This window comes from Palleronia pontilimi (assembly GCF_016412875.1).
Lineage (GTDB): Bacteria > Pseudomonadota > Alphaproteobacteria > Rhodobacterales > Rhodobacteraceae > Palleronia > Palleronia pontilimi.
Genome location: NZ_JAEKPD010000009.1, coordinates 190,758 through 217,522, shown reverse-complemented (window position 1 = coordinate 217,522; position 26,765 = coordinate 190,758). Strand labels below are relative to the sequence as shown.

General features: G+C 70.5%; 18 protein-coding genes, 1 pseudogene and 1 riboswitch. Of the genes and pseudogenes, 13 read left to right on the top strand and 6 right to left on the bottom strand.

Annotated elements, in window-relative coordinates; all coding sequences use genetic code 11:
- Positions 1-26 precede the first annotated feature (26 nt).
- The gene (gene hemN / locus ILP92_RS11320; RefSeq protein ID WP_198916505.1) at positions 27-1,370 is read right to left on the bottom strand and encodes an oxygen-independent coproporphyrinogen III oxidase; all 1,344 of its coding nucleotides are present in this window, start codon (positions 1,368-1,370) and stop codon (positions 27-29) included.
- A 70-nt stretch (positions 1,371-1,440) separates the two neighbouring features.
- Between hemN and fnrL the strand changes: the two genes are divergently transcribed.
- The 9 genes and pseudogenes from fnrL to ccoS all read left to right on the top strand — a co-directional run bounded on the left by fnrL (position 1,441) and on the right by ccoS (position 10,459).
- On the top strand, positions 1,441-2,172 hold the full coding sequence (gene fnrL, locus ILP92_RS11315) for a transcriptional regulator FnrL (RefSeq protein ID WP_198916504.1): 732 nt from the start codon (positions 1,441-1,443) through the stop codon (positions 2,170-2,172).
- An 80-nt stretch (positions 2,173-2,252) separates the two neighbouring features.
- Complete coding sequence (gene ccoN, locus ILP92_RS11310; RefSeq protein ID WP_198916503.1) at positions 2,253-3,857, top strand: cytochrome-c oxidase, cbb3-type subunit I; 1,605 nt, start codon at positions 2,253-2,255, stop codon at positions 3,855-3,857.
- Between the two features lie 4 nt (positions 3,858-3,861).
- Entirely contained in the window at positions 3,862-4,632 is a 771-nt protein-coding gene (ccoO, locus tag ILP92_RS11305) for a cytochrome-c oxidase, cbb3-type subunit II (RefSeq protein ID WP_198916502.1), read from the top strand.
- 10 nt (positions 4,633-4,642) lie between these two features.
- Complete coding sequence (locus ILP92_RS18525) at positions 4,643-4,879, top strand: cbb3-type cytochrome c oxidase subunit 3 (protein WP_235971340.1); 237 nt, start codon at positions 4,643-4,645, stop codon at positions 4,877-4,879.
- Positions 4,872-5,783, top strand: coding sequence for a cytochrome-c oxidase, cbb3-type subunit III (gene ccoP, locus ILP92_RS11295; protein WP_198916501.1), 912 nt, complete (start codon positions 4,872-4,874; stop codon positions 5,781-5,783). The genes ILP92_RS18525 and ccoP overlap by 8 nt, the downstream gene beginning before the upstream one ends.
- A gap of 171 nt (positions 5,784-5,954) precedes the next feature.
- Positions 5,955-7,666, top strand: a pseudogene (ccoG, locus tag ILP92_RS18935) (cytochrome c oxidase accessory protein CcoG).
- Positions 7,663-8,139, top strand: a complete 477-nt coding sequence (locus ILP92_RS11285) for a FixH family protein (RefSeq protein WP_198916500.1) — start codon at positions 7,663-7,665, stop codon at positions 8,137-8,139. Before ccoG ends, ILP92_RS11285 begins: the two are co-directional and overlap by 4 nt.
- Positions 8,136-10,247 carry a heavy metal translocating P-type ATPase gene (locus ILP92_RS11280; RefSeq protein WP_198916499.1) on the top strand — a complete coding sequence of 704 codons (2,112 nt, stop codon included), beginning with the start codon at positions 8,136-8,138 and terminating at the stop codon, positions 10,245-10,247. The genes ILP92_RS11285 and ILP92_RS11280 overlap by 4 nt, the downstream gene beginning before the upstream one ends.
- On the top strand, positions 10,244-10,459 hold the full coding sequence (gene ccoS / locus ILP92_RS11275) for a cbb3-type cytochrome oxidase assembly protein CcoS (RefSeq protein ID WP_198916498.1): 216 nt from the start codon (positions 10,244-10,246) through the stop codon (positions 10,457-10,459). The genes ILP92_RS11280 and ccoS overlap by 4 nt, the downstream gene beginning before the upstream one ends.
- 72 nt (positions 10,460-10,531) lie before the next feature.
- On the opposite strand, the gene ILP92_RS11270 is transcribed toward ccoS, so the two are convergent.
- Positions 10,532-13,033, bottom strand: a complete 2,502-nt coding sequence (locus ILP92_RS11270) for a hybrid sensor histidine kinase/response regulator (RefSeq protein WP_198916497.1) — start codon at positions 13,031-13,033, stop codon at positions 10,532-10,534.
- Positions 13,034-13,168: 135 nt separating this feature from the next.
- On the opposite strand from ILP92_RS11270, the gene ILP92_RS11265 reads away from it, so the two are divergent.
- Together ILP92_RS11265 and pbpC are read left to right on the top strand one after the other, a co-directional pair.
- A complete protein-coding gene (locus ILP92_RS11265; RefSeq protein WP_198916496.1) occupies positions 13,169-18,550 on the top strand; it encodes an alpha-2-macroglobulin family protein in 5,382 nt (1,793 codons plus the stop codon).
- On the top strand, positions 18,547-20,484 hold the full coding sequence (gene pbpC / locus ILP92_RS11260; protein WP_198916495.1) for a penicillin-binding protein 1C: 1,938 nt from the start codon (positions 18,547-18,549) through the stop codon (positions 20,482-20,484). Before ILP92_RS11265 ends, pbpC begins: the two co-directional genes overlap by 4 nt.
- A 10-nt stretch (positions 20,485-20,494) precedes the next feature.
- On the opposite strand, the gene ILP92_RS11255 is transcribed toward pbpC, so the two are convergent.
- Positions 20,495-21,670 (bottom strand): acetyl-CoA C-acyltransferase family protein, encoded by a 1,176-nt coding sequence (locus tag ILP92_RS11255; RefSeq protein ID WP_198916494.1) that lies wholly within the window; start codon positions 21,668-21,670, stop codon positions 20,495-20,497.
- 126 nt (positions 21,671-21,796) lie between these two features.
- On the opposite strand from ILP92_RS11255, the gene yghX reads away from it, so the two are divergent.
- The gene (gene yghX, locus ILP92_RS11250; RefSeq protein WP_198916493.1) at positions 21,797-22,684 is read left to right on the top strand and encodes a YghX family hydrolase; all 888 of its coding nucleotides are present in this window, start codon (positions 21,797-21,799) and stop codon (positions 22,682-22,684) included.
- Positions 22,685-22,739: 55 nt separating this feature from the next.
- Here the strand turns inward: yghX and ILP92_RS11245 are convergent, their stop codons facing one another.
- Positions 22,740-23,201 (bottom strand): CreA family protein, encoded by a 462-nt coding sequence (locus tag ILP92_RS11245; RefSeq protein WP_198916492.1) that lies wholly within the window; start codon positions 23,199-23,201, stop codon positions 22,740-22,742.
- Between the two features lie 192 nt (positions 23,202-23,393).
- On the opposite strand from ILP92_RS11245, the gene ILP92_RS11240 reads away from it, so the two are divergent.
- Positions 23,394-24,743 (top strand): lytic murein transglycosylase, encoded by a 1,350-nt coding sequence (locus tag ILP92_RS11240; protein WP_198916491.1) that lies wholly within the window; start codon positions 23,394-23,396, stop codon positions 24,741-24,743.
- A gap of 7 nt (positions 24,744-24,750) precedes the next feature.
- Here the strand turns inward: ILP92_RS11240 and ILP92_RS11235 are convergent, their stop codons facing one another.
- Complete coding sequence (locus ILP92_RS11235) at positions 24,751-25,140, bottom strand: SH3 domain-containing protein (RefSeq protein WP_198916490.1); 390 nt, start codon at positions 25,138-25,140, stop codon at positions 24,751-24,753.
- A 120-nt stretch (positions 25,141-25,260) separates the two neighbouring features.
- Positions 25,261-26,364, bottom strand: coding sequence for a chorismate synthase (gene aroC / locus ILP92_RS11230; RefSeq protein ID WP_198916489.1), 1,104 nt, complete (start codon positions 26,362-26,364; stop codon positions 25,261-25,263).
- A 283-nt stretch (positions 26,365-26,647) separates the two neighbouring features.
- A riboswitch (TPP riboswitch) is annotated at positions 26,648-26,748 on the top strand.
- Positions 26,749-26,765 lie beyond the last annotated feature (17 nt).

The following is a 26,765-nucleotide window of genomic DNA, read 5'->3' as shown; positions in this document are numbered from 1 at the left end:
GCTCCTTCCGGGAGTTCAAGGGAATCTCAGACCGCGACGCTGTGGCGGTCGGGCGAAACGGCGTAGGCGTCGAATTCCATAGCGATAAGCCGCGCCAAGTGACGCGCGCCGGGCCGGATCGTCAAAATGCCTGTCGCGTCGCGCAGGACGGCGTCCGGCCAGGCGCGCGCGGCCCGATCCGTCAACGTGGCGATCAGCGCGGGGTCGGCGAGCTCGCCGGGATCCACGCGAAACGCGCACAGCAGCCGCTCGATGGCGGCGGCGCGCACCGCGTCGTCGCGCGTGGCCACATGGCCCCGCACGGTGGCAAGACGGCCCTGCAGCACCCGCGCGCGCCAGTCGGCGGTGCGCGGGGCGTTCTGCGCGTAACCGCCCGGCAGCCGCGAGATCGCCGACGCCCCGAGCCCGATCAGCGTGGGCGCGGTGTCGGTGGTGTAGCCCTGGAAATTGCGCCGCAAGGTGCCGTCGCGCGCGGCGCGGGCCATCGGATCGTCGGGCAGCGCGAAATGGTCGATCCCGACGGGCTGGTAGCCCGCGGCGCGGGCCCGCGCGGCAGCGCGCCGGGACAGGTCCAGCCGCGCGGTGGCGTCGGGCAGATCCTCGGACCGGATCATCACCTGCCGCTTCGACGCCCAGGGCACATGCGCATATCCATAGATCGCCAACCGGTCGGGTCGCAGCGACAACGCGAGCTCAAGCGTGCGCTCCAGGCTGGCGGCGGTCTGCTTCGGCAATCCGTAAAGCAGGTCCAGGTTGATCGCGTCGATGCCCCGCGCGCGCAGGCCTTCCACGGCCTGGCGCGTGCGCTCGAAGCTCTGGGGTCGGCCGATCGCCCGTTGGACGGCCGGGTCGAAATCCTGCACGCCAAGGCTGGCCCGGGTCACGCGGGCCCCCGCAAGCGCATCCAGCCGCGCCGCGTCCAGTTCGGTCGGATCCACCTCGACGGACGTCTCGGCATCCGGCATGCGCGGCAGCCGCGCGTCGAGCAGGCCGAACAGCCGCACCAGAAGCGCGGGCGGCAGGAAGGTGGGTGTGCCGCCGCCCAGGTGCAGATGCGCCGTTGCCACCGCACCGGGCAGGGCGTCGGCGACCAGGTCGATCTCGGCCGCCAGCGCGTCGATATAGGGGGCGAGCGGCGCTTCGCTGAGCGTGCCTTGCGTGCGGCACGCGCAGAACCAGCAAAGGCGGCGGCAGAACGGGATGTGGGCATAGACCGACACGCGGGTCCCGGGGGCGATCCGGCCCAGCCAGTGCCGTGCGCGGTCCGGGCCGACCCCATCGTGGAAATGGGTGGCCGGGGGATAGCTGGTGTAGCGTGGCGCGCGCGGCGGCGGGGCTGCGGCACCCGGGCCGGGATCAATATGTGTCATGCAACGGCAGAGTGGCGATCGCGCGCAGCTCTGCCTTGATGCAGGTCAAAAGAGGTGGGACAACACCCATATGAGCCAGTTCGACCCGTCCCTTGCGACCGAAGCCTGTATCCAGTGCCCGATCCGCCACCGCGCGGTCTGCGCCAGCTGCGAAGGCGACGAGATCGACCGGCTGGCGGCGATGAAATCCTATCGCAGCTGGCACGCGGGCGAGACCATCGTGATGGAAGGCGCGCCGCTGCCCTTCGTGGGCTCGGTCGTGACCGGCTGCGCCACCCTGACGCGCACCATGGAAGACGGGCGGATGCAGATGGTGGGCCTGCTGATGCCGTCGGATTTCGTGGGCCGCCCGGGCCGCGCCGCCGCGGCCTACGAGGTGGTCGCGGCCACCGACCTGACCTTGTGCCTGTTCAAGCGCGACGCGTTCGAGCGGATGCTGCGCGACACGCCGCATGTGGGCCAGCGCCTGCTCGAGATGTCGCTGGACGAGCTGGACGCCGCGCGCGACTGGATGCTGGTGCTGGGCCGCAAGACCGCGCGCGAAAAGGTGGCGACGCTGCTCGCCAACATCCTGCGCCGCGCGTCGACCGACACCCATCCCCTGCGCGCCGAACTGCCGCTGACGCGCGAGGCGATGGCGACCTATCTGGGCCTGACGATCGAAACCGTCAGCCGCCAGATCACCGGCCTGCGCAAGGCCGGGCTGATCGCGCTGGAAGGGCGGCGCGGCATCGCCTGCCCGGATCTGTCGGCCCTGCTGATCGAGGCGGGCGACGACGAGGACGGGCGCCTGATCGACTGATCCCGTCTTGACCTGGATCAAGGCGGCGCGCGCGCCAGGCTGCCATGTCCCAACCCGGAACGATCGGGAAGGGACCGCAGATGTCCGACTATCTGAAACTGATCGCCCTTGCGGCGATCGCGCTTTTCGCGGCCCTGGCGGCCAACTGGGCGCGCGACCTGGCGTACATGGTCCACGCGCTGCTGATCATGGCGCTGGCCGCGGGCTTGATGATCCACACCCTGCGCCACATGGAAGAGCCCGCGGGCCCCGACGCGCGCGTCGCCACGCCCGAAGGCTACATGGACGGCCCCGTCCGCTACGGCGTCATCGCCACCGCCTTCTGGGGCATCGCGGGGTTCCTGGTGGGCACCTATATCGCCTTCCAATTGGCCTTCCCGGTGCTGAACCTGGACTGGGCGCAACCCTACGCAAATTTCGGGCGGCTGCGGCCGCTGCACACGTCGGCGGTGATTTTCGCCTTCGGGGGCAACGCGCTGATCGCCAGCTCGTTCTACATCGTCCAGCGGACCTGCGGCGCGCGGCTCTGGGGCGGGAACGCCGCGTGGTTCGTGTTCTGGGGCTACAATTTGTTCATCGTGCTGGCGGCCACCGGCTACCTGCTGGGCGCCACCCAATCCAAGGAATACGCCGAGCCGGAATGGTACGTGGACATCTGGCTGACACTGGTCTGGGTCGTCTATCTCGCCGTCTTCATGGGCACGATCCTGAAACGGCGCGAGCGGCACATCTACGTCGCCAACTGGTTCCTTTTGTCCTTCATCGTCACCGTCGCCATGCTGCACGTGGTCAACAACCTGTCGATCCCGGTCAGCATCTGGGGCTCGAAATCGGTGCAGGTCTTCTCGGGCGTGCAGGACGCGATGACCCAGTGGTGGTACGCCCATAACGCGGTCGGCTTCTTCCTGACGGCGGGCTTCCTGGGCATGATGTATTACTTCGTCCCCAAGCAGGCGGGCCGACCGATCTACAGCTACAAGCTGAGCATCATCCACTTCTGGGCGCTGATCTTCCTCTATATCTGGGCCGGACCGCACCACCTGCACTACACCGCGCTGCCCGACTGGGCGTCGACGCTGGGCATGGTGTTCTCGGTCGTGCTGTGGATGCCCAGCTGGGGCGGCATGATCAACGGCCTGATGACGCTGCAGGGTGCGTGGGACAAGATCCGCACCGACCCGATCATCCGCATGATGGTGGCGTCGCTGGCCTTCTACGGCATGTCCACCTTCGAAGGCCCGATGATGTCGATCCGCGCGGTCAACTCGCTGAGCCACTACACCGACTGGACCATCGGCCACGTGCATTCCGGCGCGCTGGGCTGGAACGGGCTGATCACCTTCGCCGCGATCTACTTCCTGACGCCGAAGCTCTGGGGCCGCCGCGAGATGTATTCGATCCCCGCGATCAACGTGCATTTCTGGCTCGCGACCGTGGGGATCGTTCTCTACGCCGCGTCCATGTGGGTGACGGGCATCATGGAAGGCCTGATGTGGCGCGAGGTCGACCAGAACGGCTTCCTGGTCAATTCCTTCGCCGACACCGTCGACGCCAAGTTCCCGATGTACGTGGTGCGCGGCCTGGGGGGCGTTCTCTACCTCACCGGCGCGCTGATCATGGTCTGGAACATGTGGATGACCATCCGCCAGCCCCAGGCCGCCGCCATCGCCCAACCCGCGGAGTAAGACCATGACCGACACCACAGATCCCCGCGCGACCGATGCCGCCGAGCCCGCGCAGAAGATCACCTTCCACCAGCGGCTGGAACGCAACGCCACGCTGCTGCTGGCCGCCAGTTTCGCCGTGGTCACGGTGGGCGGCATCGTCGAGATCGCGCCGCTCTTCTGGCTGGAAAACACGATCGAGGACGTGGCGGGCATGCGCCCCTATTCCCCGCTCGAGCTCGAAGGGCGCAACATCTACATCCGCGAAGGCTGCTACGTCTGCCACAGCCAGATGATCCGCCCCATGCGCGACGAGGTCGAGCGCTACGGCCATTACTCGCTGGCAGCCGAGTCGATGTACGACCACCCGTTCCAATGGGGCTCGAAGCGCACAGGGCCGGACCTGGCGCGCGTGGGCGGGCGCTATTCGGACGAATGGCACGTGGACCATCTTTACGACCCGCAATCGGTGGTGCCCGAAAGCGTCATGCCGAAATACGCCTTCCTGGCCGACAGGCTGCTGGACGGGGAGCATATCGGCGAGGAAATGGCCGTGCACGCCTTCCTGGGCGTGCCCTATAGCGACGACATGCTGGCCGAGGCGCGCGCTGACTTCCGCGTCCAGACCGATCCCGACGGCGATTACGACGCGCTGCTCGAGCGCTATCCCGGCGCGCAGGTGCGCAATTTCGACGGCCAGCCCGGCGTGTCGGAAATGGATGCGCTGATCGCCTACCTGCAGATGCTGGGCACGCTGGTCGATTTCTCGACCTTCACCCCCGACGACAGCCGCTGAGGAGCCCGTGATGGACACATATTCCTTCCTGCGCGAACTGGCCGACAGCTGGGTGCTGCTGATCCTGACGCTGATCTTCCTGGGCGTGATCTTCTGGGCATTTCGCCCCGGCTCGCGCCCGCTCCACGACGACGCGGCGGCGGTGCCCTTCCGGCACGACGACCGCCCCGCGCCGGGCTGTGCCAACGCCTGCCCGGACTGCCGCTGCGGCGCGTCCGATTTCCTGAAAGGGGCCGATCATGGCTGACGACAAACAGATCGACGAAGCCACCGGCACCGAGACCACGGGCCACAGCTGGGACGGCATCCAAGAGCTGAACACGCCGCTGCCGCGCTGGTGGCTCTGGACCTTCTACGCCACCGTGGTCTGGGGGATCCTCTACACCATCGCCTATCCCGCCTGGCCGCTGGTCTCGGGCGCCACCCAAGGCGTGCTGGGCTATTCCACCCGCGCCGAGGTCGCCGCCGAGATCGACGCGGTGAACGACGCCAATGCCGAGCTGACCGAAAGCCTGGTGTCCATCGACCTGGCGGCGCTGGAACAGAACGAGCCGCTGCACCGCTTCGCCGTGTCGGCGGGCGCGTCGGTCTTCGCCAGCCATTGCTCGCAATGCCACGGCGCGGGGGCGGCGGGCGTGCAGGCGGCGGGCTATCCGAACCTGCTGGACGACGCCTGGCTCTGGGGCGGCGAGATCACCGACATCGCCTATACCGTGCGCCACGGCATCCGCAACGACACCGACCCCGACGCGCGCTGGTCGCAGATGCCCGCCTTCGGCGACATGCTGGAAGATGCCGAGATCGCCGCGCTGGTGGCCCATGTGCGCAGCCTGTCGGGCTTGGCCGAGACCGACGCGCAAGGCGCGCAGCTCTACGCCGACAATTGCGCGTCCTGCCACGGCGATGGCGGCATGGGCGACCGCGAGATCGGCGCGCCCAACCTGACCGACGCCATCTGGCTGTACGGCGGCTCGCCCGAAGCGGTCGAGCACACCATCCGCCAGTCGCGCTTCGGCGTCATGCCCGCATGGGGCGGGCGGCTGGATGAAGCCGAGGTGCGCGCCGTCGCGGCCTACGTTCACGGGCTGGGCGGCGGCGAGCGCGAGGTTGCGCAGCGCACGGAGGACGCGGGCGCCCCGCCGCCCGAGTGATGCGCGTCCCGAGACGGGGATCGGCCGCGGGGAACCGGAGTGGCGGCCGATCCCCCGACCGTCGCGCCCGTCCGGGGCGCGGCGGTCGCATATCTTGATCCACGTCAAGGCCCCGCGCGCGCCGCTCTGCCATCAGGTCCGCAGCCCCATCCCGTTCCACGGAAAGCCCCCATGTCCGACGCTCCCCTTTTCGCCGCGCAAGAGCCGATCTTCCCCCGCCGGGTGACGGGCTTCTTCCGCAGGCTGAAATGGGGGATCATGGGCGTCACGCTGGCGATCTACTACCTGGTGCCGTGGATCCGCTGGGACCGGGGCCCGAGCCTGCCCGACCAGGCCGTGCTGGTGGATCTTGCCAACCGCCGCTTCTATTTCTTCTGGATCGAGATCTGGCCGCACGAGTTCTATTTCGTCGCGGGCCTCCTGATCATGGCGGGTCTGGGGCTGTTCCTGTTCACCTCGGCGCTGGGCCGGGTCTGGTGCGGCTATACCTGCCCGCAAACCGTCTGGACCGACCTGTTCCTGCTGGTCGAGCGCTGGATCGAAGGCGACCGCAACGCCCGCGTCCGCCTGTGGAAGGCACCGTGGGACGCGCGCAAGTGGCGGCTGCGCCTGACCAAGTGGACGGCCTGGCTGGTGATCGCGCTTCTGACCGGGGGCGCGTGGGTCTTCTACTTCGCCGACGCGCCGACGTTGCTGGGCCAACTCGTGACGCTGCAGGCACCGACCGTGGCCTATGCCACCATCGCGATCCTGACCGCGACGACCTTCACGCTGGGCGGCTTCCTGCGCGAACAGGTCTGCATCTATATGTGCCCCTGGCCGCGGATCCAGGGCGCGATGATGGACGAGGGCACGCTGACCGTGGGCTACCGCGACTGGCGGGGCGAGCCGCGCGGCAAGGGCAACGCCCGCCGCGCCGCCGTGGCCGACCAAATCGACGCGCAAGGCGCCACCGCGCGCTACGGCGCGGCGGTGAAGGACACCGCCGCCCCCGCCTGTCGCGCACGGGTCAGAGGCTGGGCGACTGCATCGACTGCATGGCCTGCGTGAATGTCTGCCCCATGGGGATCGACATCCGCGAGGGCCAGCAGATGGAATGCATCACCTGCGCGCTCTGCATCGACGCCTGCGACGAGGTGATGGAAAAGATCGGCCGCCCGCGCGGGCTGATCGACTACCTGGCGCTCGACGATCGGCCCCCGGTCGCGCCGGGCGAACACGCGCCGGTGCGCCCCTTCGCGACCGTTGCGGGCGACGGGCGGGGGGCAGAGACCGGCGTGCCTCTGGCCACCGCGCGCAGCCGCCCCGACCTCACGCTGGTCGATGCCGAGTTCACGGCGCTGGCCACCGGCGGCGCCGTCGCGACCGCGCCGCTGGCCGCCGACACGCCCTTCATCACGCCGTCCAGCACCGACTGGCAGCCCACCCCCGCCTGGCGGCACGTCCTGCGCCGCCGCACGATCCTTTACACCATCGCCTGGGCCGCCTTCGGGCTGGCGCTGCTGGTGGCGCTGTTCATCCGCCCCGAGATCGAGCTGACCGTGTCGCCCGTGCGAAATCCCACCTACGTCACGCTGTCCGACGGCACGATCCGCAACACCTACGACGTGCGCCTGCGCAACAAGCACGGCGACGCGCGCGAGTTCCAGATCTCGGCGGCGGGCGCCGACGGGCTTTCGGTGCTGCTGGAAGGGCAGGAGGCCCGCACCGTCACCGTGCCCCCCGACGCGACCCGCCTGCAGCGCGTCTACGTCACCGCCGCGCCGGGATCGTCGGCCGCCCGTTCTGAGCGCACCGCCATCGAGATCCGCGTGGACGAGCCGCTGTCGGGCGAGGGCGCCACGCGCCAGACCATCTTCAACGGAACCGGAGATCCGCAATGACCCCATCCGATCCCCATGCCGGGCCGACGCTGACAGGGTGGCACGTGCTTGCCATGTTCGCGGGCGGCTTCGGCATCATCATCGCCGTGAACCTGGCGCTGGCGGTCAACGCCGTGCGCACCTTTCCGGGGTTGGAGACCGAAAGCGCCTATGTCGCGTCGCAAACCTTCGACGCCGACCGCGCCGCGCAGGACGCGCTGGGCTGGACGGTGTCCCTGGCCCACGATGGCGCCCTGCTGCGGCTGGCCATCGTCGACGCGTCCGGCCGCCCCGTGCACCCCCGGATCGTCGAGGCCACGCTGGGCCGCGCGACGACGGTGGCGCAGGATCGCACGCCCGCCTTCGCGTGGGACGGCAGCGCGCTGTCCGCGCCCGCCGATCTGGCGCCGGGCAACTGGAACCTGCGCGTCGTGCTGGAAGCCGCCGACGGCGCGCTCTTCCGCCGCCGCATCCCCCTGCGGATCGCAAGATGAGCGCGGTGGTCTCCTGCCCGGGCTGCGTCGCCGCGCCGGGCATGCGCGACACGGCCCGCGATGGGGCGGGTGACGTGGTCCATCTCTCGCTGCCGGGCATCCACTGCGCGGCCTGCATCACCGGGGTCGAGACGCTGTTGGGCGCCACACCGGGTGTGCGGGCCGCCCGCGTGAACCTCAGCCGTCGCCGCGTCCGGGTGGTCACGTCCCCCGGCGCGGGCGCCGCCCCCGCACTGGCCGCGTTGGATCGGGCCGGATACGAGGCCCATGAGCTGGACGCGGACGCGCTGAGCGACAGCGACGATCCCGGTCGCCTGCTGCTGGCGCGCATCGCGGTGGCGGGCTTTGCCATGATGAACGTCATGGCGCTGTCGGTCGCCGTCTGGTCCGGGGCCACGGCAGCGACCGAGGCGCTGTTCCACTGGATATCCGCCGCCATCGCGCTGCCCGCGCTGGCCTTCGCCGCGCAACCGTTCTTCGCCTCGGGCTGGGGCGCGATCCGGGGTGGGCGGGTCAACATGGACGTGCCCATCGCGCTGGCCATCGCGCTGGCGGCAGGCAGTTCGCTCTACGAGACGATCTACGAAGCCGGGGCCGACACCTGGTTCGACGCCGCGCTGTCGCTGACCTTTTTCCTGCTGGCGGGCCGCTACCTGGACCACCGCGCCCGCGCCGCCGCGCGCTCGGCCGCCGCCGAGCTGACGGCGCTGGAACTGCCCCGCGCGACGCTGATCGACGGCGGTGCGCGCCGCTCGGTCGCCGTGTCCGACCTGCGGCTCGGCATGCGGATCGCCCTTTCGGCCGGAGCGCGCGCGCCGGTGGATGGCATCGCCGAAGGACCGGCGCTGGTCGACCGCTCGGCCCTGACGGGCGAGGCCCTGCCGGTGCCGGTCGCGACGCGGGCCGCGATCTCGGCGGGCGAGGTGATCCTTGGCGCGCCCCTGGTGATGCAAGCCACCGCGCGGGCCGAAGACAGTACCCTGCGCCGCCTGGCTGCGCTGGTCGAGGTGGCCGAGACGGGGCGGCACCGCTGTTCCGGCATCGCCGACCGTGCCGCGCGGCTTTACGCGCCGCTGGTGCACGGGCTGGCCGCGCTGACATTCGCGGGCTGGCTCATGGCCTCGGGCGACGCGCACCTGGCCATCGGCATCGCCACCGCCGTGCTGATCATCACCTGTCCCTGCGCGCTGGGCCTTGCCGTGCCCGCGGTCACGGCCAGCGTCACCGGTCGGCTGTTCCGCGCGGGCATCCTGCTGAAATCGGCCACCGCGCTGGAACGGCTGGCCGAGGTCGATTGCGTCCTGCTGGACAAGACCGGCACGCTGACCCAGGGCACGCCGCGGCTGCCGGACCTGGACGACGACGCGGCGGGCGTCGCGCTGACGCTGGCCCGCGGATCGGATCACCCGGTCGCCCGCGCGATCGCCGCCGCACTGGCTCAGCGGCGTCCCGCCCCGGTGACCGACCTGCGCGAGGTGCCCGGCGACGGCGTCCACGGCATCTGGCACGGTGCGCGAGTGTCTCTGGGCCGCGGTGCGCAGGGCACGACACTGTCCCTGCCGGACCGCAGGATCGCCCTGCCGATGACCGAGCGCTTGCGCCCGGGTGCGGCCCGGATGGTCGCCGCGCTGCATTCCGACGGGTACGAGGTCCGCATGGTCACCGGCGACCGCCCCGACGCGGCCCGCAGACTGGCCGACCGCCTGGGCATCGCCCATGTCCATGCCGGAATGCGGCCCGAGGGCAAGGCGGCGCTGGTCTCGGACCTGGCCCGGGCGGGCAGACGGGTCCTGATGGTCGGCGACGGGTTGAACGACGCCGCGGCGCTGGCGGGCGCGCATGTCTCGATGGCCCCGGCCTCGGCGCTCGATGCCGCGCGGGTTGCGTCGGACGCGGTGATCCTGACCGCGGATCTGGCGAGCGTGCCCCGTAGCCTGCGGGCCGCGCGCCGCGCGCTGCGGCGCATCCGGCAGAACCTGGGCCTGGCCGCGGCTTACAACGCGGTCGCCATCCCCGTGGCCATCGCGGGCTTCGCGACGCCCCTGGCCGCGGCGCTGGCGATGTCGCTGTCGTCGGTCAGCGTCGTTCTGAACGCGGTGCGGCGATGAACATCCTGGTGGTGCTCATCCCCGTTTCCATCCTGCTGGGCGGGCTGGGCCTGGCGGCCTGCATCTGGACCCTGCGCCACGGGCAATACGAGGATCTGGAAGGCGACGCGGCGCGGATCCTGATGGACGAAGACGACAGCGATGGCGATGCGGGCCGCCAATCGGACTTTGAGGCCGGGGACGAACACGCGGGATCGCGCCGAATGTCGTGACGCCTCGCGATCCGGCGCACGAGACCCCGCCGCGGGGCAGACCACGTCCCCCAGCGGCGCGGATCGCGGGCCTCAGGCGCCGGTCAGCCCCGCACGCGCCCGCGCGATCTCCGCGTCCAGTTTGTCCCGGTCCAACGGTTTGACCAGGCAGGCGTCGAGACCCGCGTCCAGGATCTTCTGGCGCGTGCCCGGATCGGCATGGGCCGTCAGCGCGATGATGGGGATATGGCGATGCTCCCGCTCGGCCTGCCAGGCCCTGATCCGCCGTGCCGCTTCCGTGCCGTCCATCCCCGGCATCGAGATATCCATCAGCACCAGGTCGGGCGGATCGGCGGCCACGGCGGCGACCGCTTCGGCCCCGCTGCCCACCAGCGTCAGATCCACGTCGAACTGGGCCAGCATCTTGCGCAGGATCAGCTGGTTGGTCATGTTGTCTTCCGCGGCAAGGACTCGCAGCTTGCGCGGCGGCGGATCGGTGTCGCCATCGGGCCCCGCCGTCCCAGGATCGCGCGACAGGATCGCCAGAAGCGCCTCGGTCTGGATTGGCGGACCCGCCACATAGTCCCAGTCCCGCAGATCGAGCGTCGAGGCCAAGGTGTGCGAGCCGACCAGCACCCTGCCGGTATGCGGGATCGCGCGAAGCCGCCGCAGGCGCGCGTCGGTATCGGCCGACAGAAGGCCGGTCTGGACGATCAGCGGGCGCGGCGGCACGTCCGGCGCGGGCAACGCAGCCAGCGTGCGCCCGTCGATGGGCACGCCCAGCGCCACGAGCCGCCTTTTCAGAAGATGCCCGACCGCGTCGTCATCGTGAACGAAGGTGCAGACGGGCAAGCCGCGCGCGTCCGGCCCATGGTCCGCCCCTTGCGCGACCGGCAAGGCAAGGGACACGCGGAACAGCGCGCCGTCGGTCTTGGCGGGGTCCAGCGCGATCCCGCCCTGCATCAGGTCCAGCAGCGAGCGGGCCAGCGACAGGCCCAGCCCGGTCCCGTCGTGGTGGCGCGCGCAGCTGTCGTCGCCCTGGGTGAAGGCACCGAAGATGCGCCCGGCCGCGGCGTCCGGGATACCGGGTCCGAAATCCTCGACCTCGATCTGCAGATCCCAGGTGTCGCTGTCGTCGCGTCGGCATCCATCGACGCGCAACACGATCCGGCCGCCCGCGAACTTCACCGCGTTGCCCAGAAGGGCGGCCAGCACCTGGCGCAGGCGCATGTCGTCGCCGATGAAATCGCTGGGGCACGTCTCGGGATACGCGATGACCAGGTCGACATCGCGCAGGTGCATCTGCGGGCCCAGCAGCAGGACGACCTGCGCGATCGTGTCGATCAGGTTGAACGGCTGGCGCGCGACCGAAACCAGCCCGCTGCCCATGGACACCGTGTCGAGCACATGCTCGATGATCGACAGCAGGCCGCGCGCCGAATTGTCGAGCATCCGCACCATGGTCTTGGTCTCATCGTCGGCCGCCCGCTCGCGCATCAGCGACGCGATCCCGAGGATCCCGTTCAGCGGCGTGCGCAATTCGTGGTTCATGTTGGTCAGGAACCGCGACTTCGCGTGGCTCGCGGCCTCGGCGGCCTCGCGCGCGTCCTGCAGCTCGATCTCGTTGCGCTTGGCCTGGGTGATGTCGATCCGCACGCCCGCGCGACCGCCATCGGGGATCTCGACCTCCTGGCTGCGCATCCACGCGCCGCCCGCCAGCGCATGTTCCGACGGGGTCCCGTCGGGCGCCTGGTAGGCCTGGAAACGCTCTTCGATCCAGGCGTCTTCGCGGCCGATGGCGTCCAGGTAGCTGCCGCTTGCCACGCCTTCCCGGACCAGGTCGTGGAACACGACGCCGGGACGGATCTTGTCGGCGGGGCCGGGGTAAAGCTCGCGGTATTTCCGGTTGCACATGACAAGCCTGTCGTCGCGATCGAAGATCACGAACCCGTCGGGAATGACCTCAATCGCCGAGGCCAGGCGCTCCTGCTCGGTCTGGTTCAGTCCCAGGCTGACGACGCCCCCATCGGGCAGGCGCCGGTCATTGAGCGCAATGAACTGGCCGTTCCACAGGCACAGGGTTTCGCCGGGGATCTGGTCGGCCTGCCAGCGCGCCTTCATGGCGGACAGCCAGGCGCCGGGATCGGGGCCGGGATCGACGATGCCTTCTTCCAGCAGGATCTCGCAAAGCCGCTCGTAGGCGATGCCGGGCGCGACCTCTTCCAGCCCGTCGAAGACCGTCAGGAAGGCGCGGTTGGCGCTGATCATGCGATGCTCGGCGTCATAGACCGCGAAGCCGTCGCGCATCGCCTCGAGCGCCAGCCACAGGTGGGTTTCGGACCGCGCCCTTTCGTCCCGCGCGATCTGGCAGGCAGCCTGCGCGGCGCGTGTGCGGTCGCGCTGCTCGTCCAGCTCGCCCTTCAGCCGATCCAGCTCGTCGCGTTTCTGCAGGATCGATTCGGTCAGACCGCGCGCGCGTTTTTCCATCTCGGCATTGCTGCGCGACAGGTCGGCCTGCCGCTGGACCAGCCTGCGTTCCGCCGCCAGGCGCGCGCGGCGTTCCAGGGCCAGTTGGCGCGTCGCATCGACATTCATGGGCATCCATCCTTCAGACAGATCGAATTTGACCAATCAGGGTGAAGATGCGGTTAACCCCATCGCGAAACTTGCCCGATCCGCGCGGCGCGTGTCAGCATCGGCCCACCGGTCTTGTTTCGATAGGAGCGTGCCATGATCCGCCTCGTGGGACTGATTGCGTCCACCGTGCTGCTCGCCGCGCCGCTGCTTGCCGATGACGTGCTGCCCGAGCGGCGGATAACGGTCTGGGAGAATACGGATTTCTTCGGCGGCGACGTGGGATCGGTCTTCGACACCACCCGCGATGCCTGCGCGGCGGCCTGCCTGGCCGACGGCGCCTGCCAAGCCTTCACCTTCAACACGCGCTCCGATTCGTGCTTCCTGAAATCGACGATCGAGGATCAGCAGGGCTATATCGGCGCGCTTTCCGGCAGGCTTAGGGACGTGGCCCAGCCGCTTCGGCGCGACGCCGCCCTGCGGGCCGAGCGGCTGGGCGCCCTTCGGTCCGCCGATCTGTCGGCGGCGCTGCAAGAGGCGCGGCAGCTTCCCTTCCGCCACCCGCGGCGGGGCCTGTCGGCGGTCGAGCTTGCGCAGGCCGCGCGCGCGTCGCTGTCGCAGGGAAATCCGGGCCAGGCCCTGCGGGACACCGGCGAAGCGCTGGGCATCGCCGACAGCGCCGCGCTCTGGACGGATTACGCGCGGCTGGCGCTTGATCTGCCCGAGGACGACCCTGCCGCGCGGCAGGACTTGCGGGCGCGGGCGCTCAGCGCCGCGATCAATGGCTATCTGCGCGCCGCCGATCCGGCGGGCCAGGCCGAGGCGCTGATCGTCCTGGCCACCGCGTTCGAGCGCAACAGGCGCGGCCGCGACAGCATCGACGCGCTGCGGCTTGCATTCGATCTGGCACCCAGCGGATCCACCCGCGCGGCGCTCGACCGGGCGCTGGGCCTCTTCGGTTTCCGCGTGACCGATACCGAAGTCGAAAGCGACCTGGCCGCGCCGCGCATCTGCGTGGAATTTTCCGAGCCGCTGATCGCGTCGGGACAGGATTACGCGCTTTACGTGCGGACCGACGCGGGCGGCATCGCGGTCGAAGCCGAAGACCGGCGCCTGTGCTTGGGCGGACTGGATCATGGCACACGCTACACGCTGACCCTGCGTAGCGGTCTGCCCGCCGCGTCGGGCGAAGTGCTGCAGGACGATGTCGACCTGGCGCTTTATGTGCGGGACCGCGCGCCGCTTGTCCGGTTTCCCGGCCGCGGCTACGTGCTTCCGGCGGGGGGCACGGTCGCCGTGCCCATCGTGACCGTGAACCTCGACAGCGTCGCGTTGGAGCTGCGCAGGATGTCGGATCGCAACCTTCTGCGCGCCATGCAGGAGGATCTGTTCGCCCGGCCCGTGCCGAACTGGCGGCAGGATCTGTTTCGCGACGCCCTGACCGAGCCGGTCTGGCAGGGCGACGGCGTCGTCGAGTCCGCGCTGAACCGCGACGTGACGACCCGGCTGCCGCTGGGCGATGCGGTGGGGGACCTGGCGCCCGGCATCTACGCGCTGCAGGCCCGCATCCCCGGCGCCGATCCTTACGACGAGCCCGCCGCCACGCAATGGTTCGTGGTCAGCGATATCGGCCTGCTTTCCCTGCAGGGCAGCGACGGGCTGCACGTCTTCGCGCGGTCGCTGTCCAGCGCGGACGCCAAGAGCGGGATCGCGCTCACGCTGCTGTCGCAGGCCAATGCCGAACTCGGCCGCGCCGTGACCGACGCCGAAGGCCGCGTCACGTTCGGGGCGGGCCTGACCCGGGGCGTGGGGGCCGCGGCCCCCGCGCTGGTCGTGGCGCGCGACGGGGAGGCGGATATGGCGTTCCTGCCGCTGACGGGCCCCGCCTTCGACCTGGACGACCGCGGCGTCGAAGGGCGCGATCCGGCGGGGCCGATGGACGTGTTCCTGACCACGGATCGCGGGATCTATCGCGCGGGCGACCCGCTGCACGCGACCGCGCTGCTGCGCGACGCGCAGGCCCGCGCGATCGAAGGCGTTCCGCTGACCGCGATCCTCAGCCGACCCGACGGGGTTGAATACGCGCGGGCCCTCAGCACCGATGCGCCCGCCGGGGGCCATGTCTTCGCGCTCGGGACCGCGCCCGAGGCCCCGCGCGGCACCTGGCGGCTGGCGATCCACGCCGAACCGGACGCGCCCGCTCTGGCCACCCAGCGCCTGCTGGTCGAGGATTTCCTGCCCGAGCGTCTGGACATGGACCTGACCCTTCCCGACGGCCCGCTTGCCCCCGATGCGCGCCCGACGCTGGAGGTCGACGCGCGCTATCTCTTCGGGGCGCCCGCGGCCGATCTGCCGGTGGCCGTCACGCTGCGCGTCGATCCGCAGGATCAAGTCGATGCCTATCCGGGCGCCACCTTCGGACTGCACGACCAGCAGCCCGGCGCGGAATTGCGCCAGCTTCCCGCCCTTCGGACCGGCGCGGACGGACGGGCGCAGGCGACGTTGACCCTGCCCGAAATCGCCGCGACGCAGCCCGCGCGGCTGACGGTGACGGCGGCGATCCGCGAAGGCTCGGGGCGCCCGGTCGAGCGGCAGGAAACGCGCACCCTCCTGCCCGACACGCCGATGATCGGCATCCTGTCGCGCTTCGACGGCACGCTGCCAGAAAACAGCGAAGCCACGTTCGGACTGATCGCGACCGATGGAGAGATCCAGGCGCGTTGGCGGCTCAGCAAGGTCGAAACCCGCTTCCAGTGGTACGCGCTGGACGGCCGCTGGGACTGGGAGCCGGTGACGACCCGGACGCTGGTCGCCGAAGGCGAACAGACCCTGGGCCCCACCCCGGCCGAAATCGCCGTGCCGGTCGACTGGGGCACCTACGAACTGCTGGTCGAGCGGCAGGGCGCGGGCCCGTACCTGGCCGCGTCCGTGGCCTTCAGCGCGGGCTGGTACGCGCCCGAAGGGCTGACCGACACCCCCGACCTGCTGCAGGTATCCCTGGATGCCGCACGCTACGCGCCCGGCGACACGGCGCGGCTGCGCATCGTGCCGCGCGATGCGGGCCAGGTCCTGGTGCACGTGGTCGCCGACCGCGTGATCGACAGCCGCGTGGTCGCGGTGGGCACCGATCCCGTGACGGTCGACCTGCCGGTCATCCAGGATTGGGGGCAGGGCGCCTACGTCCTGGCGACGCATCTGAGACCCGCGGACACCGACCAGGGCCCGGCGCGCGCCATCGGCCTCGCCCATGCGGGGGTGGAGCCCGGCGCGGCCGCGCTCGGCGCCCGCTTCGAGGTGCCCGACCGCGCCCGGCCCCGCGCGCCCCTGGGTGTCGGTTTGCGCGTCGACGGCGTGGCCGAAGGCGACACCGCCTTCGCCACCATCGCCGCGGTAGATCTGGGCGTGCTGAACCTGACCGGCTTCGACGCGCCGGACCCGTCGGCGCATTATTTCGGTCAGCGCAAGCTGGGGATCGGGTTGCGCGACCTCTACGGCCGCCTGATCGACGGGCGCAGCGGCGCCATGGGACAGGTCCGCTCGGGCGGCGATGCGGCGCGGGGGCTGACGATGCAGGCGCCCCCGCCCGACGCCGTGGTGGCGCGGTTCGCGGGTCCGCTGACGGTGCGCGATGGCGTGGCCCAAGTCGATCTGGACCTGCCCGCGTTCAACGGCACGCTGCGGCTGATGGCGGTGGTCTGGTCGCGCGCCGGGGTGGGACAGGCTTCGAGCGACGTGCTGGTCCGCGACCCCATCGTCGCACAGGTGTCGCTGCCGCGCTTCCTGGCGCCCGGCGACCGGTCCCGGATGCTGGTCGAGCTGACCCACGCCGATGGCCCCACCGGCGCTGTCGAGGTGGAGCTGTCCGCGGACGGCCTTGCCATCGCGACGCCGCCGCCCGCGCGGGTGGCGCTGGACCAGGGCCAGACCCGGCGCCTGTCGGTGCCCATCGTCGCGGGCGACACGGGTCTTGCGCGCGTGACACTGGCGCTGGTGACGCCGGACGGCACCCGGCTCGAGCAGGATCACGCCCTGCCGATCCGGCGGCTCGACCCCGAGATCCACCGCACGTCCCGTTTCGAGCTGGCGCCCGGCGGCACCTTCACTTTCGGCGCGGACGTGTTCGCGGGCCTCGGCGACGGCTCGGCCACGCTGTCGGCGGGCGCGTTCGGCCGCATCGACGTGGCGGGGTTGCTGGCCGGGCTGGACCGCTATCCCTACGGCTGCTCGGAACAGGTGACGTCGCGCGCGCTGCCGCTGCTCTACCTGGGGCAGCTCGCGCGGTCGCTCGGGATCGACGACGGCGATGACGTCGCGCAGCGCCTGCGGGACGCCGTGGCGGCGGTGCTGGCCCGGCAGGACAGTGCGGGCAGCTTCGGGATGTGGCGCGCCGATGGCGGCGGTCTGTGGCTGGATGCGTACGTGACGGATTTCCTGTCGCGCGCGCGCAGCGAAGGGGTCGCGGTGCCCGATGCGGCCTTTACCCGCGCCCTCGACAACCTGCGCAACCGCGTGAACTACGCCGCGGATTTCGACAGCGGCGGCGAAGGGCTGGCCTACGCGCTCTACGTTTTGGCGCGCGAGGGCGCGGCGGCGATGGGCGATCTGCGCTACTACGCCGATGTGAAGGGCCGCGCCTTCGCGACGCCACTGGCCCGCGCCCAGATCGGCGCGGCCCTGGCAAGCTACGGCGACACCGCCCGCGCCGACGCGATGTTCGGCCTTGCCGCGGCGGGTCTGGGTAGCGGCGGCGACGGCTGGCGCGACGATTACGGCACCGCGCTGCGCGACCGCGCGGGCGTGCTGACGCTTGCCATCGAGGCGGGCAGCGACGCGGTGGACCGCGCGGCCCTGGCGGCATCCCTGCAATCCGACACGCGCCTGTCGACCCAGGAAGCGGCATGGTCGCTGCTGGCCGCCCACGCGCTGGCCGATGCGCCCGACTCCCCCCTGACCGTCGATGGCGCGGCGCTGGACGGGCCGCTCCTGCAGCTTCGCGCCGCCGACACGGAGGCGGCGCCGATCGCCATCGGCAACCCGGGCGACACGCCCGCGCTGCTGACGCTGACCACGTTCGGCGTGCCGGACACGCCGCGTCCCGCGGGCGGCGAAGGCTACGCGATCGAGCGGCAGTATTTCACGCTGGACGGTCTGCCCGCCGACACGCGCGAAGTCGCGCAAGGCACGCGGCTGGTCACGCTTCTGACGGTCCAGCCCTTCGACGACACCGGCGCGCGGCTGATGATCGACGACCCGCTGCCCGCGGGATTCGAGATCGACAATCCGGCGCTGCTGCGCTCGGGCGACATCGCCGCGCTCGATTGGCTCGACGTGGTGGAAGACCCGCAAAACGTCGAATTCCGCGACGACCGGTTCCTGGCGGCGGTGGACTGGCGCTCGGATGACGCGTTCCGGCTGGCCTATATCGTGCGCGCGGTGAGCCCGGGCGACTATCGCCACCCGGCCGCCAGCGTCGAGGATATGTACCGCCCCCGGTTCCGCGCGCATACCGCGACCGGGGCGGTATCGGTCCTGCCATGAGGGTGCTTGCCCTCTGGCTGGCGGCGGCTTTGTTCGTCGTGGCGCTCGCTCGCGACACGTTCGACGCCTGGGTGGCGGCGACGCCGGTGCCGCCGCTGTCGGTCGAGGTTTCGGTCGAGGTCGTGGACCGCGACGGCACGCTGTTGCGCGCCTATCCGGTCCAGGACGGGCGCTGGCGCTTGCGGACACCGCTGGCCTCGGTCGATCCGCTCTATCTGGACATGCTCGTCGCGTGGGAGGATCGCCGCTTCCACGATCACGGCGGCGTCGATCCGCTGGCCGTCTTGCGCGCCGCGGGGCAGGCCTTGCGGGCGGGGCGGATCGTCTCGGGCGCGTCGACGCTGAGCATGCAGGTCGCGCGCCTGCTGGAAAGCGGGCCGACCGGTGCGTGGGCGGGCAAGCTGCGGCAGGCCCGGCTGGCAATGGCTTTGGAGCGGCGGCTGACCAAGTCGCAGATCCTGGAGCTTTACATCAACCTCGCGCCCTTCGGCGGAAACCTGGAAGGGGTGCGGGCCGCGTCGCTCAGCTGGTTCGGCAAGCCGCCCGCGCGGCTTTCGGCGCACGAGGCCGCGCTGCTGGTCGCGCTGCCCCAATCGCCCGAAACGCGTCGCCCCGACCGGTTCGCGGCCCGCGCGGCGGTGGCACGCGACCGGGTGCTGGCGCGCATGGGGCTGCCGCCCGGCCCCGAGCTCGGGCCGCGGGACATGCGCCCGCTTCCCGCGCTGGCGCCGCATGTCGCGGATCGCGCGCAGGCGGCGGCGCCGGGACAGGAGCGGATCGTCACCACCCTGGATGCGGGGCTTCAGGCAAGGCTGGAAAGCCTGGCCCGCAAAGCCGCGTCGCAGGCGGGCGATGCGGTTTCGACCGCGATCGTGGTGCGCGATCACGCGACCGGCGACACGCTGGCCAGCGTCGGCTCGCCCGGCTATCGCGCCGAACGGCTTGGCTTCGTGGACATGACCCGCGCCCTGCGCTCGCCCGGCTCGACGCTGAAGCCGCTGATCTACGGGCTGGCCTTCGATGCCGGGCTGGCCCATCCCGGCACGTTGATCGCGGACGCGCCCACGCGCCTGGGACGCTACGCGCCGCAGAATTTCGACGGCGCCTTTCGCGGTCCCGTCACGATCTCGGAGGCGCTGCGGCTGTCGCTGAACGTCCCGGCGGTGAAGGTGACCGATGCGCTGGGTCCCGCGCGGCTGATGGCGGGGCTCGAGCGCGCGGGCGCGTCGGCGGTCGTGCCCGGCGGCAAGCCGGGACTGGCCGTGGCGCTGGGCGGGCTGGGACTGACGCTGGACGACCTGGTGACGCTCTACGCCAGCTTCGCGCGCGGCGGGATCGGCTTGGACGGCAAGCGCGTCCTGTCGGACCGGGCGGCTTGGCACCTTGGCGACATCCTGTGGTCAGAAGCCGCGGGGATGGCGGTGAAGACCGGCACGTCCTACGGGCACCGCGATGCCTGGGCGATCGGCTGGGACGGGCGCTACGTCGCCGGGGTCTGGATCGGCCGCGCCGACGGAACGCCGGTGCCCGGTGCGTTCGGCGGGGACGTGGCGCGGCCGCTGCTCGAACAGGTCCTGTCGCGCGTCCGGCCCGCGCCCGTTGCCCTGCCGCCGCCGCCACCGACGACACGGGTGGGCGACGAAGTGCCGTCGGCGCTCAGGTGGTTCCGGGGCGACGCGCCCGATGCGGTGGCGTCCGGCCCCACCATCGCCTTCCCGCCCGAAGGCGCGCGGCTGACCCTGCGCGACGCCAGCCTGCCGACCAAGGTCGAGGGCGGGCGCCCGCCCTTCACCTGGCTTCTGGACGGTGCCCCCGTGGCGGTCGGCGTGCGGGACCGCCAGGCGGTGCTGCCGGGCGTGGCGCCCGGCTTCGCGCGCGTGTCGGTCATCGACGGCGCGGGACAGGCCGCCAGCGCGCGCGTCCGGGTGGACTGAGCGCGCGCGCCTACAGCCGCTCGATGGCCAGCGCGATGCCCTGTCCGCCGCCGATGCACATGGTGATCAGCGCCTTCGCCCCACCGATACGCTCGAGCTCGTACATCGCCTTGACGGTCAGGATCGCGCCGGTGGCGCCCACCGGGTGGCCCAGCGCGATGGCGCCGCCATTGGGGTTCACCTTGTCGGTGTCGAGCCCCAGCGCCCGGTTCACCGCGATGGCCTGGGCGGCGAAGGCCTCGTTCGATTCGATCACGTCGAAATCGCCCGCGCCAAGGCCGGTCCGCGCGAACAGGCTTTCGCAGGCCGGGATCGGGCCGATGCCCATGACCTCGGGCCGCACGCCGGCATGGGCGTAGCCGAGCACGCGGAATTTCGGCGTCAGCCCCGCTTTCTCGGCCGCGTCGGCGCGCGCCAGCACCAGCCCCGCGGCACCGTCGTTGATGCCGCTGGCATTGCCGGCGGTAACCGTGCCGTCCTTGGCGAAGGCGGCGCGCAGGCCCGACAGCTTCTCCATCGACGTGTCCTTCAGGTGCTCGTCCTTGTCGAAGGCGACCGTGTCGCGCTTGACGGTGACCTCGACCGGCACGATCTCGCGCTGGAAACGGCCCTCGTCCTGGGCCTTGCGCGCGCGGGTCTGGCTGGTCAGGGCGAATTCGTCCTGCGCCTCGCGGCTGATGTCATGCTCGCCCGCGACGTTTTCCGCCGTCACGCCCATGTGGCCGGTGCCGAACGGGCAGTTCAGCGCGCCCAGCATCATGTCGAGCGCCTTCACGTCCATCATCTTCTGGCCCCAGCGCGCGGCGGGCAGGGCATAGGGCGAGCGGCTCATGCTCTCGGCCCCGCCCGCCAGCGCGAAGCCGCAATCGTCCATCGCCAGGTTCTGGATCGCCGACACGATGGCCTGCGCGCCGGATCCGCACAAACGGTTCACGTTCATCGCGGGCGCCGTTTCGGGAATGCCCGCGGCCATGGCGGCGGCGCGCGACAGGTACATGTCGCGCGGTTCGGTGTTGATGACGTGGCCGAAGACCACGTGGCCGATCTGTGCCGGGTCGACGCCCGCCCGCTCCAGCGCCGCCTTCGCGACCGTGGTGCCCAAATCGATGGGGGGTGTGCCCGCCAGCGAGCCCCCGAATGTTCCGATGGCTGTGCGCGCGCCGCTGAGAATGACGATATCGTCCATGGTGTCCTCCGCCCTGATGGTTCGGACAGAACCTAGCGGACGATCGCCGCAGGTCACACGCAAAAGTGGGATGACGTATCGCGGGACGGCCTTACGCTGCAGCCGACCCAACCAAGGAGCTTTTCCATGACCCGCATGACCGCCAAGGATTTCGACCAGGAGCTGCTGGATCTCTACGACTTCTACGCCCACGGCAAGATCACCAAGCGCGAGTTCCTGGACCGCGCGGGCAAATGGGCCGTGGGGGGCCTGACGGCGGCGGCGATCCTGACGCAGCTTGCGCCCGATTACGCGCTGGCCCAGCAGGTCGCGCCCGACGACGGCGATATCCTGGGCGAAGACATCACCTACCAGTCGCCCAACGGAAACGGCGACGTGAACGCGTATCTGGTCAAGCCCGCGGGCCTGACCGAGCCCGCGCCCGCCGTGCTGGTCGTCCACGAAAACCGCGGTCTGAACCCCTATATCCGCGACGTGGCCCGGCGCGTCGCCAAGGCCGGGTTCATCGCGCTGGCGCCGGACGGGCTGACATCGGTGGGGGGCTATCCCGGCAACGATGACGAGGGCCGCGAATTGCAGCGCCAGGTCGACGGCGAAAAGCTGATGAACGACTTCTTCGCCGGGTTCGAATTCCTGATGGCGCACGATGACGTCAACGGAAAGATCGGCGCGACCGGGTTCTGCTACGGCGGCGGCGTGGTGAACGCGCTGGCCGTCGCCTATCCCGAATTGTCGGCGGGCGTGCCCTTCTACGGGCGGCAGCCCGCGGCCGCCGATGTGCCGAAGATCGAAGCGCCGCTGCTGCTGCAATACGCAGCGCTGGATGCGCGCATCAACGCGGGCTGGCCGGAGTACCAAAAGGCGCTGGAAGAGAACGACAAGCGTTACCAAGCGCTGATCTGGCCCGACGTGAACCACGGGTTCCACAACGACACCACGCCCCGCTACGACCCCGAGGCCGCCGAGGCCGCGTGGGAGCAGACCATCGCGTGGTTCCGGGTGTACCTGGCCTGAGCGCCTTCCGAACCTTGGTCCCCCGGATATCCCGGGGGGCCGCCCTAAGCCGCGCTTACTGGCCCGGCACGTAAAGCGGCACGGTGGACATGGACATCTTGGCCGAGCCTTCGGTCAACTCGGCGGCGTGCGCCAGGTAGATCAGCGTTCGGTTGCCCTCGTCGTAGATGCGCTTGATCCTGAGCGATTTCAGGATGATCGACCGGCGTTCGCTGAACACCTGCTCGCCGCTTTCGCCCCTGTCGATGTCGTCCAGGTCGGCGAGGTCGATCGGACCGGTCTGGCGGCACGCGATCGACGCGTTGGACGGATCCTCGAACCAGTTGCCCTGGCTCAGGCGGTCGATCAGGCCACGCTCGAAGTAGGCGATGTGGCAGGTGACGCCGGGAATGTCGGGATCGGCGATGGCTTCGATGATGATGTCGTTGCCGATCCAGTCGACGCCGACTTCGCCGACCTGCTCGGCATGAACGGTCAGGGGCAGCAGGCAAAGCGTGGCAATCAGGCGGCGCAGCATGGCAGGTTCCTTCGACGGGGTTGGCGTAATCAGTGTAACAAACGGCGCGTCCCGGCGGTTGCATTCTTTTCGCCCATTCCTTTCGCTCACGAAAAAGCGCGCGCGATTGTCAACATCCCGGCAACGGGGGTGCTTCTGCCCGGGCCGCGGCTCTGATAGTCTGCGCACGTAGGTTCACCACGAGAGGTCGCGATGCGACGCATGACGATGGCGCTGATGTCCATGACCCTGGGCGGCGCGGCTTTTGGCCAGGAAGACACCGTGCGCCCGGCGCCGCGCATCGACGCGACGCCGCCCACCGCCGCCGCGGCCCCGGATGCCGAGGCCAGGGCCGAGCCCGAAGACATCCAGCGCCCCCAGACCCGGCCCGCCGACCTGAACGACGCCCAGGCCAAGGCCGAAGCGGCCCGCGATGCGGCGTTCCGCGACTGGCTGGCGGCGTTCCGCGGGCGCGCGCTGACCCAAGGCGTGAGCTCGGCCACGTTCGACGCGGCGATGACCGACGTGTCCTACCTGTCGGACGTGATCGACAGGGATCGCAACCAGGCCGAGTTCACCATGCCGATCTGGACTTACCTGGATCGGGCGGTCTCGGACGCGCGGGTCGAGGCCGGCCAGGCCGCCCTGGCCAAGCAGGCCCGCCTGCTCGAAGCGATCGAGACGCGCTACGGCGTGGAAAAGGAAATCGTCGCCGCCGTCTGGGGGATGGAATCCGCCTATGGCACGCGCCGCGGCGACCTGCCGGTGATGTCGTCGCTGGCGACGCTGGCCCATGACGGACGGCGCGGCCGCTTCTTCGAGGCCCAGCTGGTCGCGGCGCTGCAGATCCTGCAGGCGGGCGACGTGACGGCACCCGACATGCTGGGGTCCTGGGCGGGGGCGATGGGGCACACCCAGTTCATCCCCACGTCCTTCATCGCCTACGCGGTCGATTTCACCGGCGACGGCAAGCGCGACATCTGGGGCGACAACCCGGCGGATGCGCTGGCCTCGACGGCGGCCTACCTGTCGGGCTTCGGGTGGGTGACCGGCCAGCCCTGGGGCGTGGAAGTGCAGCTGCCCGACGATTTCGACTACGCCCTGGCCGCGCGCAGCGTGAAGAAACTGCCATCGGACTGGGCCGGGCTTGGCGTCACGGCCGTGTCGGGCGAGCCCGTGGACGATTACGGCGAGGCGTCGATCCTGCTGCCAGCAGGCGCGGCGGGCGTGGCCTTCATGACCTTCCCGAATTTCGCGGTGATCGAACGCTACAACGCCGCCGACGCCTATGTCATCGGCGTGGGCCACCTGGCCGACCGGATCGGGGGCGGCGATCCGTTCCAGGCCGAATGGCCCCGCGACGAGCGCGCGCTCAGCTTCGACGAGCGGGTCGAGCTGCAGGAACTGCTGACCGCGGCTGGCTTCAACACGCGCGGTGCCGACGGCAAGATCGGCCCGAACTCCATCACCGCCATCCGCGGCTTCCAGCGCGCCCGTGGCCTGTCGCCCGACGGCTACGCGTCGCTGTCGCTGCTCAACACGCTGCGCGATCGCTCCGGCTAGGGGCGCGTCACCCGGCCAGATCCTCAAGCCAGTTCGAGTGGATCCAGCCCTTCTGGCTGTCACGGACCCGCCGCGCGGGTCCCGTATTGGCACAGGGGTCGGGCCACCCGTCGCTGACCCGCCCATAGGTGACGCCGACCCACGGGCCAACGCCCTCGAACACGTTGACGACGTCGCCGTTGCGAAGCTCGTCGATCTTTCGGTAATTCGTGCCCGGCCCGGACCGGACAGCCAGGAACCCGTCACCGGCGGGATCCAGCCCGGCAACAATCGAACCGGCACAGGTGGCCGCACGGCCGTCGCCCGCCATTTCGGTGATGGGCACGTCCAGATCCGCGGCGGCGGCGGAGTGCGCCAGGATCAAAAGGCAGGCTGAGAAAACGGTCGCGCGCGGCATCGGCAATTCCTTTCGCATCGAAAATGAACCGCGCCCGAAACGACCGGTAGCGGCATCCTTGAAATGCCGAAAGTATGCTCGGCGACCAGCAGCGCGGTCAAGCCGTGCGGCGGCTGGCGCTCAGCCGATGCGACCGCGCGGCCCGTCGCCGACCTGGCCGCGATGCAGCAGCAGGTGGTCCAGGATCACCGCCGCTGCCATCGCTTCGGCTACGGGCACCGCGCGGATGCCCACGCAGGGATCGTGGCGGCCCTTGGTGATGATCTCGGCGGCTTCGCCCGACTTGGTGATGGTCCGGCGCGTCTGCAGGATCGACGACGTGGGCTTCACCGCGAAGCGCACCACGATGTCCTGCCCGGTGGAGATGCCGCCCAGGATCCCGCCCGCGTGGTTCGAGCCGAAGTAATGCCCGTCCTCGCCCATGAAGATCTCGTCCGCGTTGTCGGTGCCGGTCAGCGACGCGGCGGCCATGCCTTCGCCGATCTCGACGCCCTTCACGGCGTTGATGCTCATCATCGCGGCGGCCAGATCCGTGTCGAGCTTGCCGTAAACCGGTGCACCCAGACCCGCGGGCGCGCCGCGCACGCAGACCTCGATCATCGCGCCGACGCTCTGGCCGTCCTTGCGCAGCCCGTCGAGATAGCCCGCCCAATCCTCGGCGGCTCGCGCGTCGGGCACCCAGAAGGGATTACGCTCGATCTGGTCCCAATCGAAGCGGTCCCGGTCGATGTGATGCGCCCCCATCTGCACCATATATCCGCGGATATTGACCTCCGGGGCCAGCATCCCCAGCGCCGCGCGCGCCACGCCGCCCGCCGCCACCCGCGCCGCCGTTTCGCGCGCCGACGAGCGCCCGCCGCCGCGCGGATCGCGGATGCCGTATTTCTGCCAGTAGGTGATATCGGCATGGCCGGGGCGGAATTTCTCGGCGATGTCGCCGTAATCCTTCGACCGCTGGTCGGTATTCTCGATCATCAGCTGGATGGGCGTGCCCGTCGTCTGCCCCTCGTAGGTGCCCGACAGGATGCGCACCGCGTCGGCCTCGCGCCGCTGGGTGGTGTATTTCGACGTTCCGGGCTTGCGCTTGTCCATCCAGACCTGAAGCGCCGCCTCGTCGATGGGCACGCCCGGCGGGCAGCCATCCACGGTCGCGCCCAAAGCGGGTCCGTGGCTTTCGCCCCAGGTGGTGACGCGGAACAGGTGTCCGTAGGTGTTCAGGCTCATGCGCGGACGCTCCTTTGCCCCGCCGTTTAGCGGGCGGGACGCGCGGCCTCAAGCAGCGGCGCGAAAAAGGAGCGCCGCCCGAAAGCGCCGCCCCATACGTCATTGAAACGGTTACGCACTACAATGGCGCCCTGATGGCAAAACTGCTTTGCGAAAATGTGACAATGAAAGGGCAGGGCTCATTCTTTCCGTGATTGCGGCATCTGCGCCCCTGCGGTGCACCCCCTGCGAAGTGCCCGCGCGCTGCGGGTGGTTGCGGAACCGGGGCCGCCGCCTTAGGTTTTGCGCAACCTCGGGGTGCCCTTCTGGGCTGAGACGCGATCCTGCGGACCCGTTGAACCTGAACCGGTTAACACCGGCGGAGGGAAGGTCGCGCTCCTGCTGCCCCACCCCCGTCCGGC

Coding starts and splice junctions, on each gene's coding strand:
- hemN (WP_198916505.1), bottom strand. CDS start 1,370: ATGACACATATTGATCCCGGCCCGGGTGCCGCAGCCCCGCCGCCGCGC.
- fnrL (WP_198916504.1), top strand. CDS start 1,441: ATGAGCCAGTTCGACCCGTCCCTTGCGACCGAAGCCTGTATCCAGTGC.
- ccoN (WP_198916503.1), top strand. CDS start 2,253: ATGTCCGACTATCTGAAACTGATCGCCCTTGCGGCGATCGCGCTTTTC.
- ccoO (WP_198916502.1), top strand. CDS start 3,862: ATGACCGACACCACAGATCCCCGCGCGACCGATGCCGCCGAGCCCGCG.
- ILP92_RS18525 (WP_235971340.1), top strand. CDS start 4,643: ATGGACACATATTCCTTCCTGCGCGAACTGGCCGACAGCTGGGTGCTG.
- ccoP (WP_198916501.1), top strand. CDS start 4,872: ATGGCTGACGACAAACAGATCGACGAAGCCACCGGCACCGAGACCACG.
- ILP92_RS11285 (WP_198916500.1), top strand. CDS start 7,663: ATGACCCCATCCGATCCCCATGCCGGGCCGACGCTGACAGGGTGGCAC.
- ILP92_RS11280 (WP_198916499.1), top strand. CDS start 8,136: ATGAGCGCGGTGGTCTCCTGCCCGGGCTGCGTCGCCGCGCCGGGCATG.
- ccoS (WP_198916498.1), top strand. CDS start 10,244: ATGAACATCCTGGTGGTGCTCATCCCCGTTTCCATCCTGCTGGGCGGG.
- ILP92_RS11270 (WP_198916497.1), bottom strand. CDS start 13,033: ATGAATGTCGATGCGACGCGCCAACTGGCCCTGGAACGCCGCGCGCGC.
- ILP92_RS11265 (WP_198916496.1), top strand. CDS start 13,169: ATGATCCGCCTCGTGGGACTGATTGCGTCCACCGTGCTGCTCGCCGCG.
- pbpC (WP_198916495.1), top strand. CDS start 18,547: ATGAGGGTGCTTGCCCTCTGGCTGGCGGCGGCTTTGTTCGTCGTGGCG.
- ILP92_RS11255 (WP_198916494.1), bottom strand. CDS start 21,670: ATGGACGATATCGTCATTCTCAGCGGCGCGCGCACAGCCATCGGAACA.
- yghX (WP_198916493.1), top strand. CDS start 21,797: ATGACCCGCATGACCGCCAAGGATTTCGACCAGGAGCTGCTGGATCTC.
- ILP92_RS11245 (WP_198916492.1), bottom strand. CDS start 23,201: ATGCTGCGCCGCCTGATTGCCACGCTTTGCCTGCTGCCCCTGACCGTT.
- ILP92_RS11240 (WP_198916491.1), top strand. CDS start 23,394: ATGCGACGCATGACGATGGCGCTGATGTCCATGACCCTGGGCGGCGCG.
- ILP92_RS11235 (WP_198916490.1), bottom strand. CDS start 25,140: ATGCCGCGCGCGACCGTTTTCTCAGCCTGCCTTTTGATCCTGGCGCAC.
- aroC (WP_198916489.1), bottom strand. CDS start 26,364: ATGAGCCTGAACACCTACGGACACCTGTTCCGCGTCACCACCTGGGGC.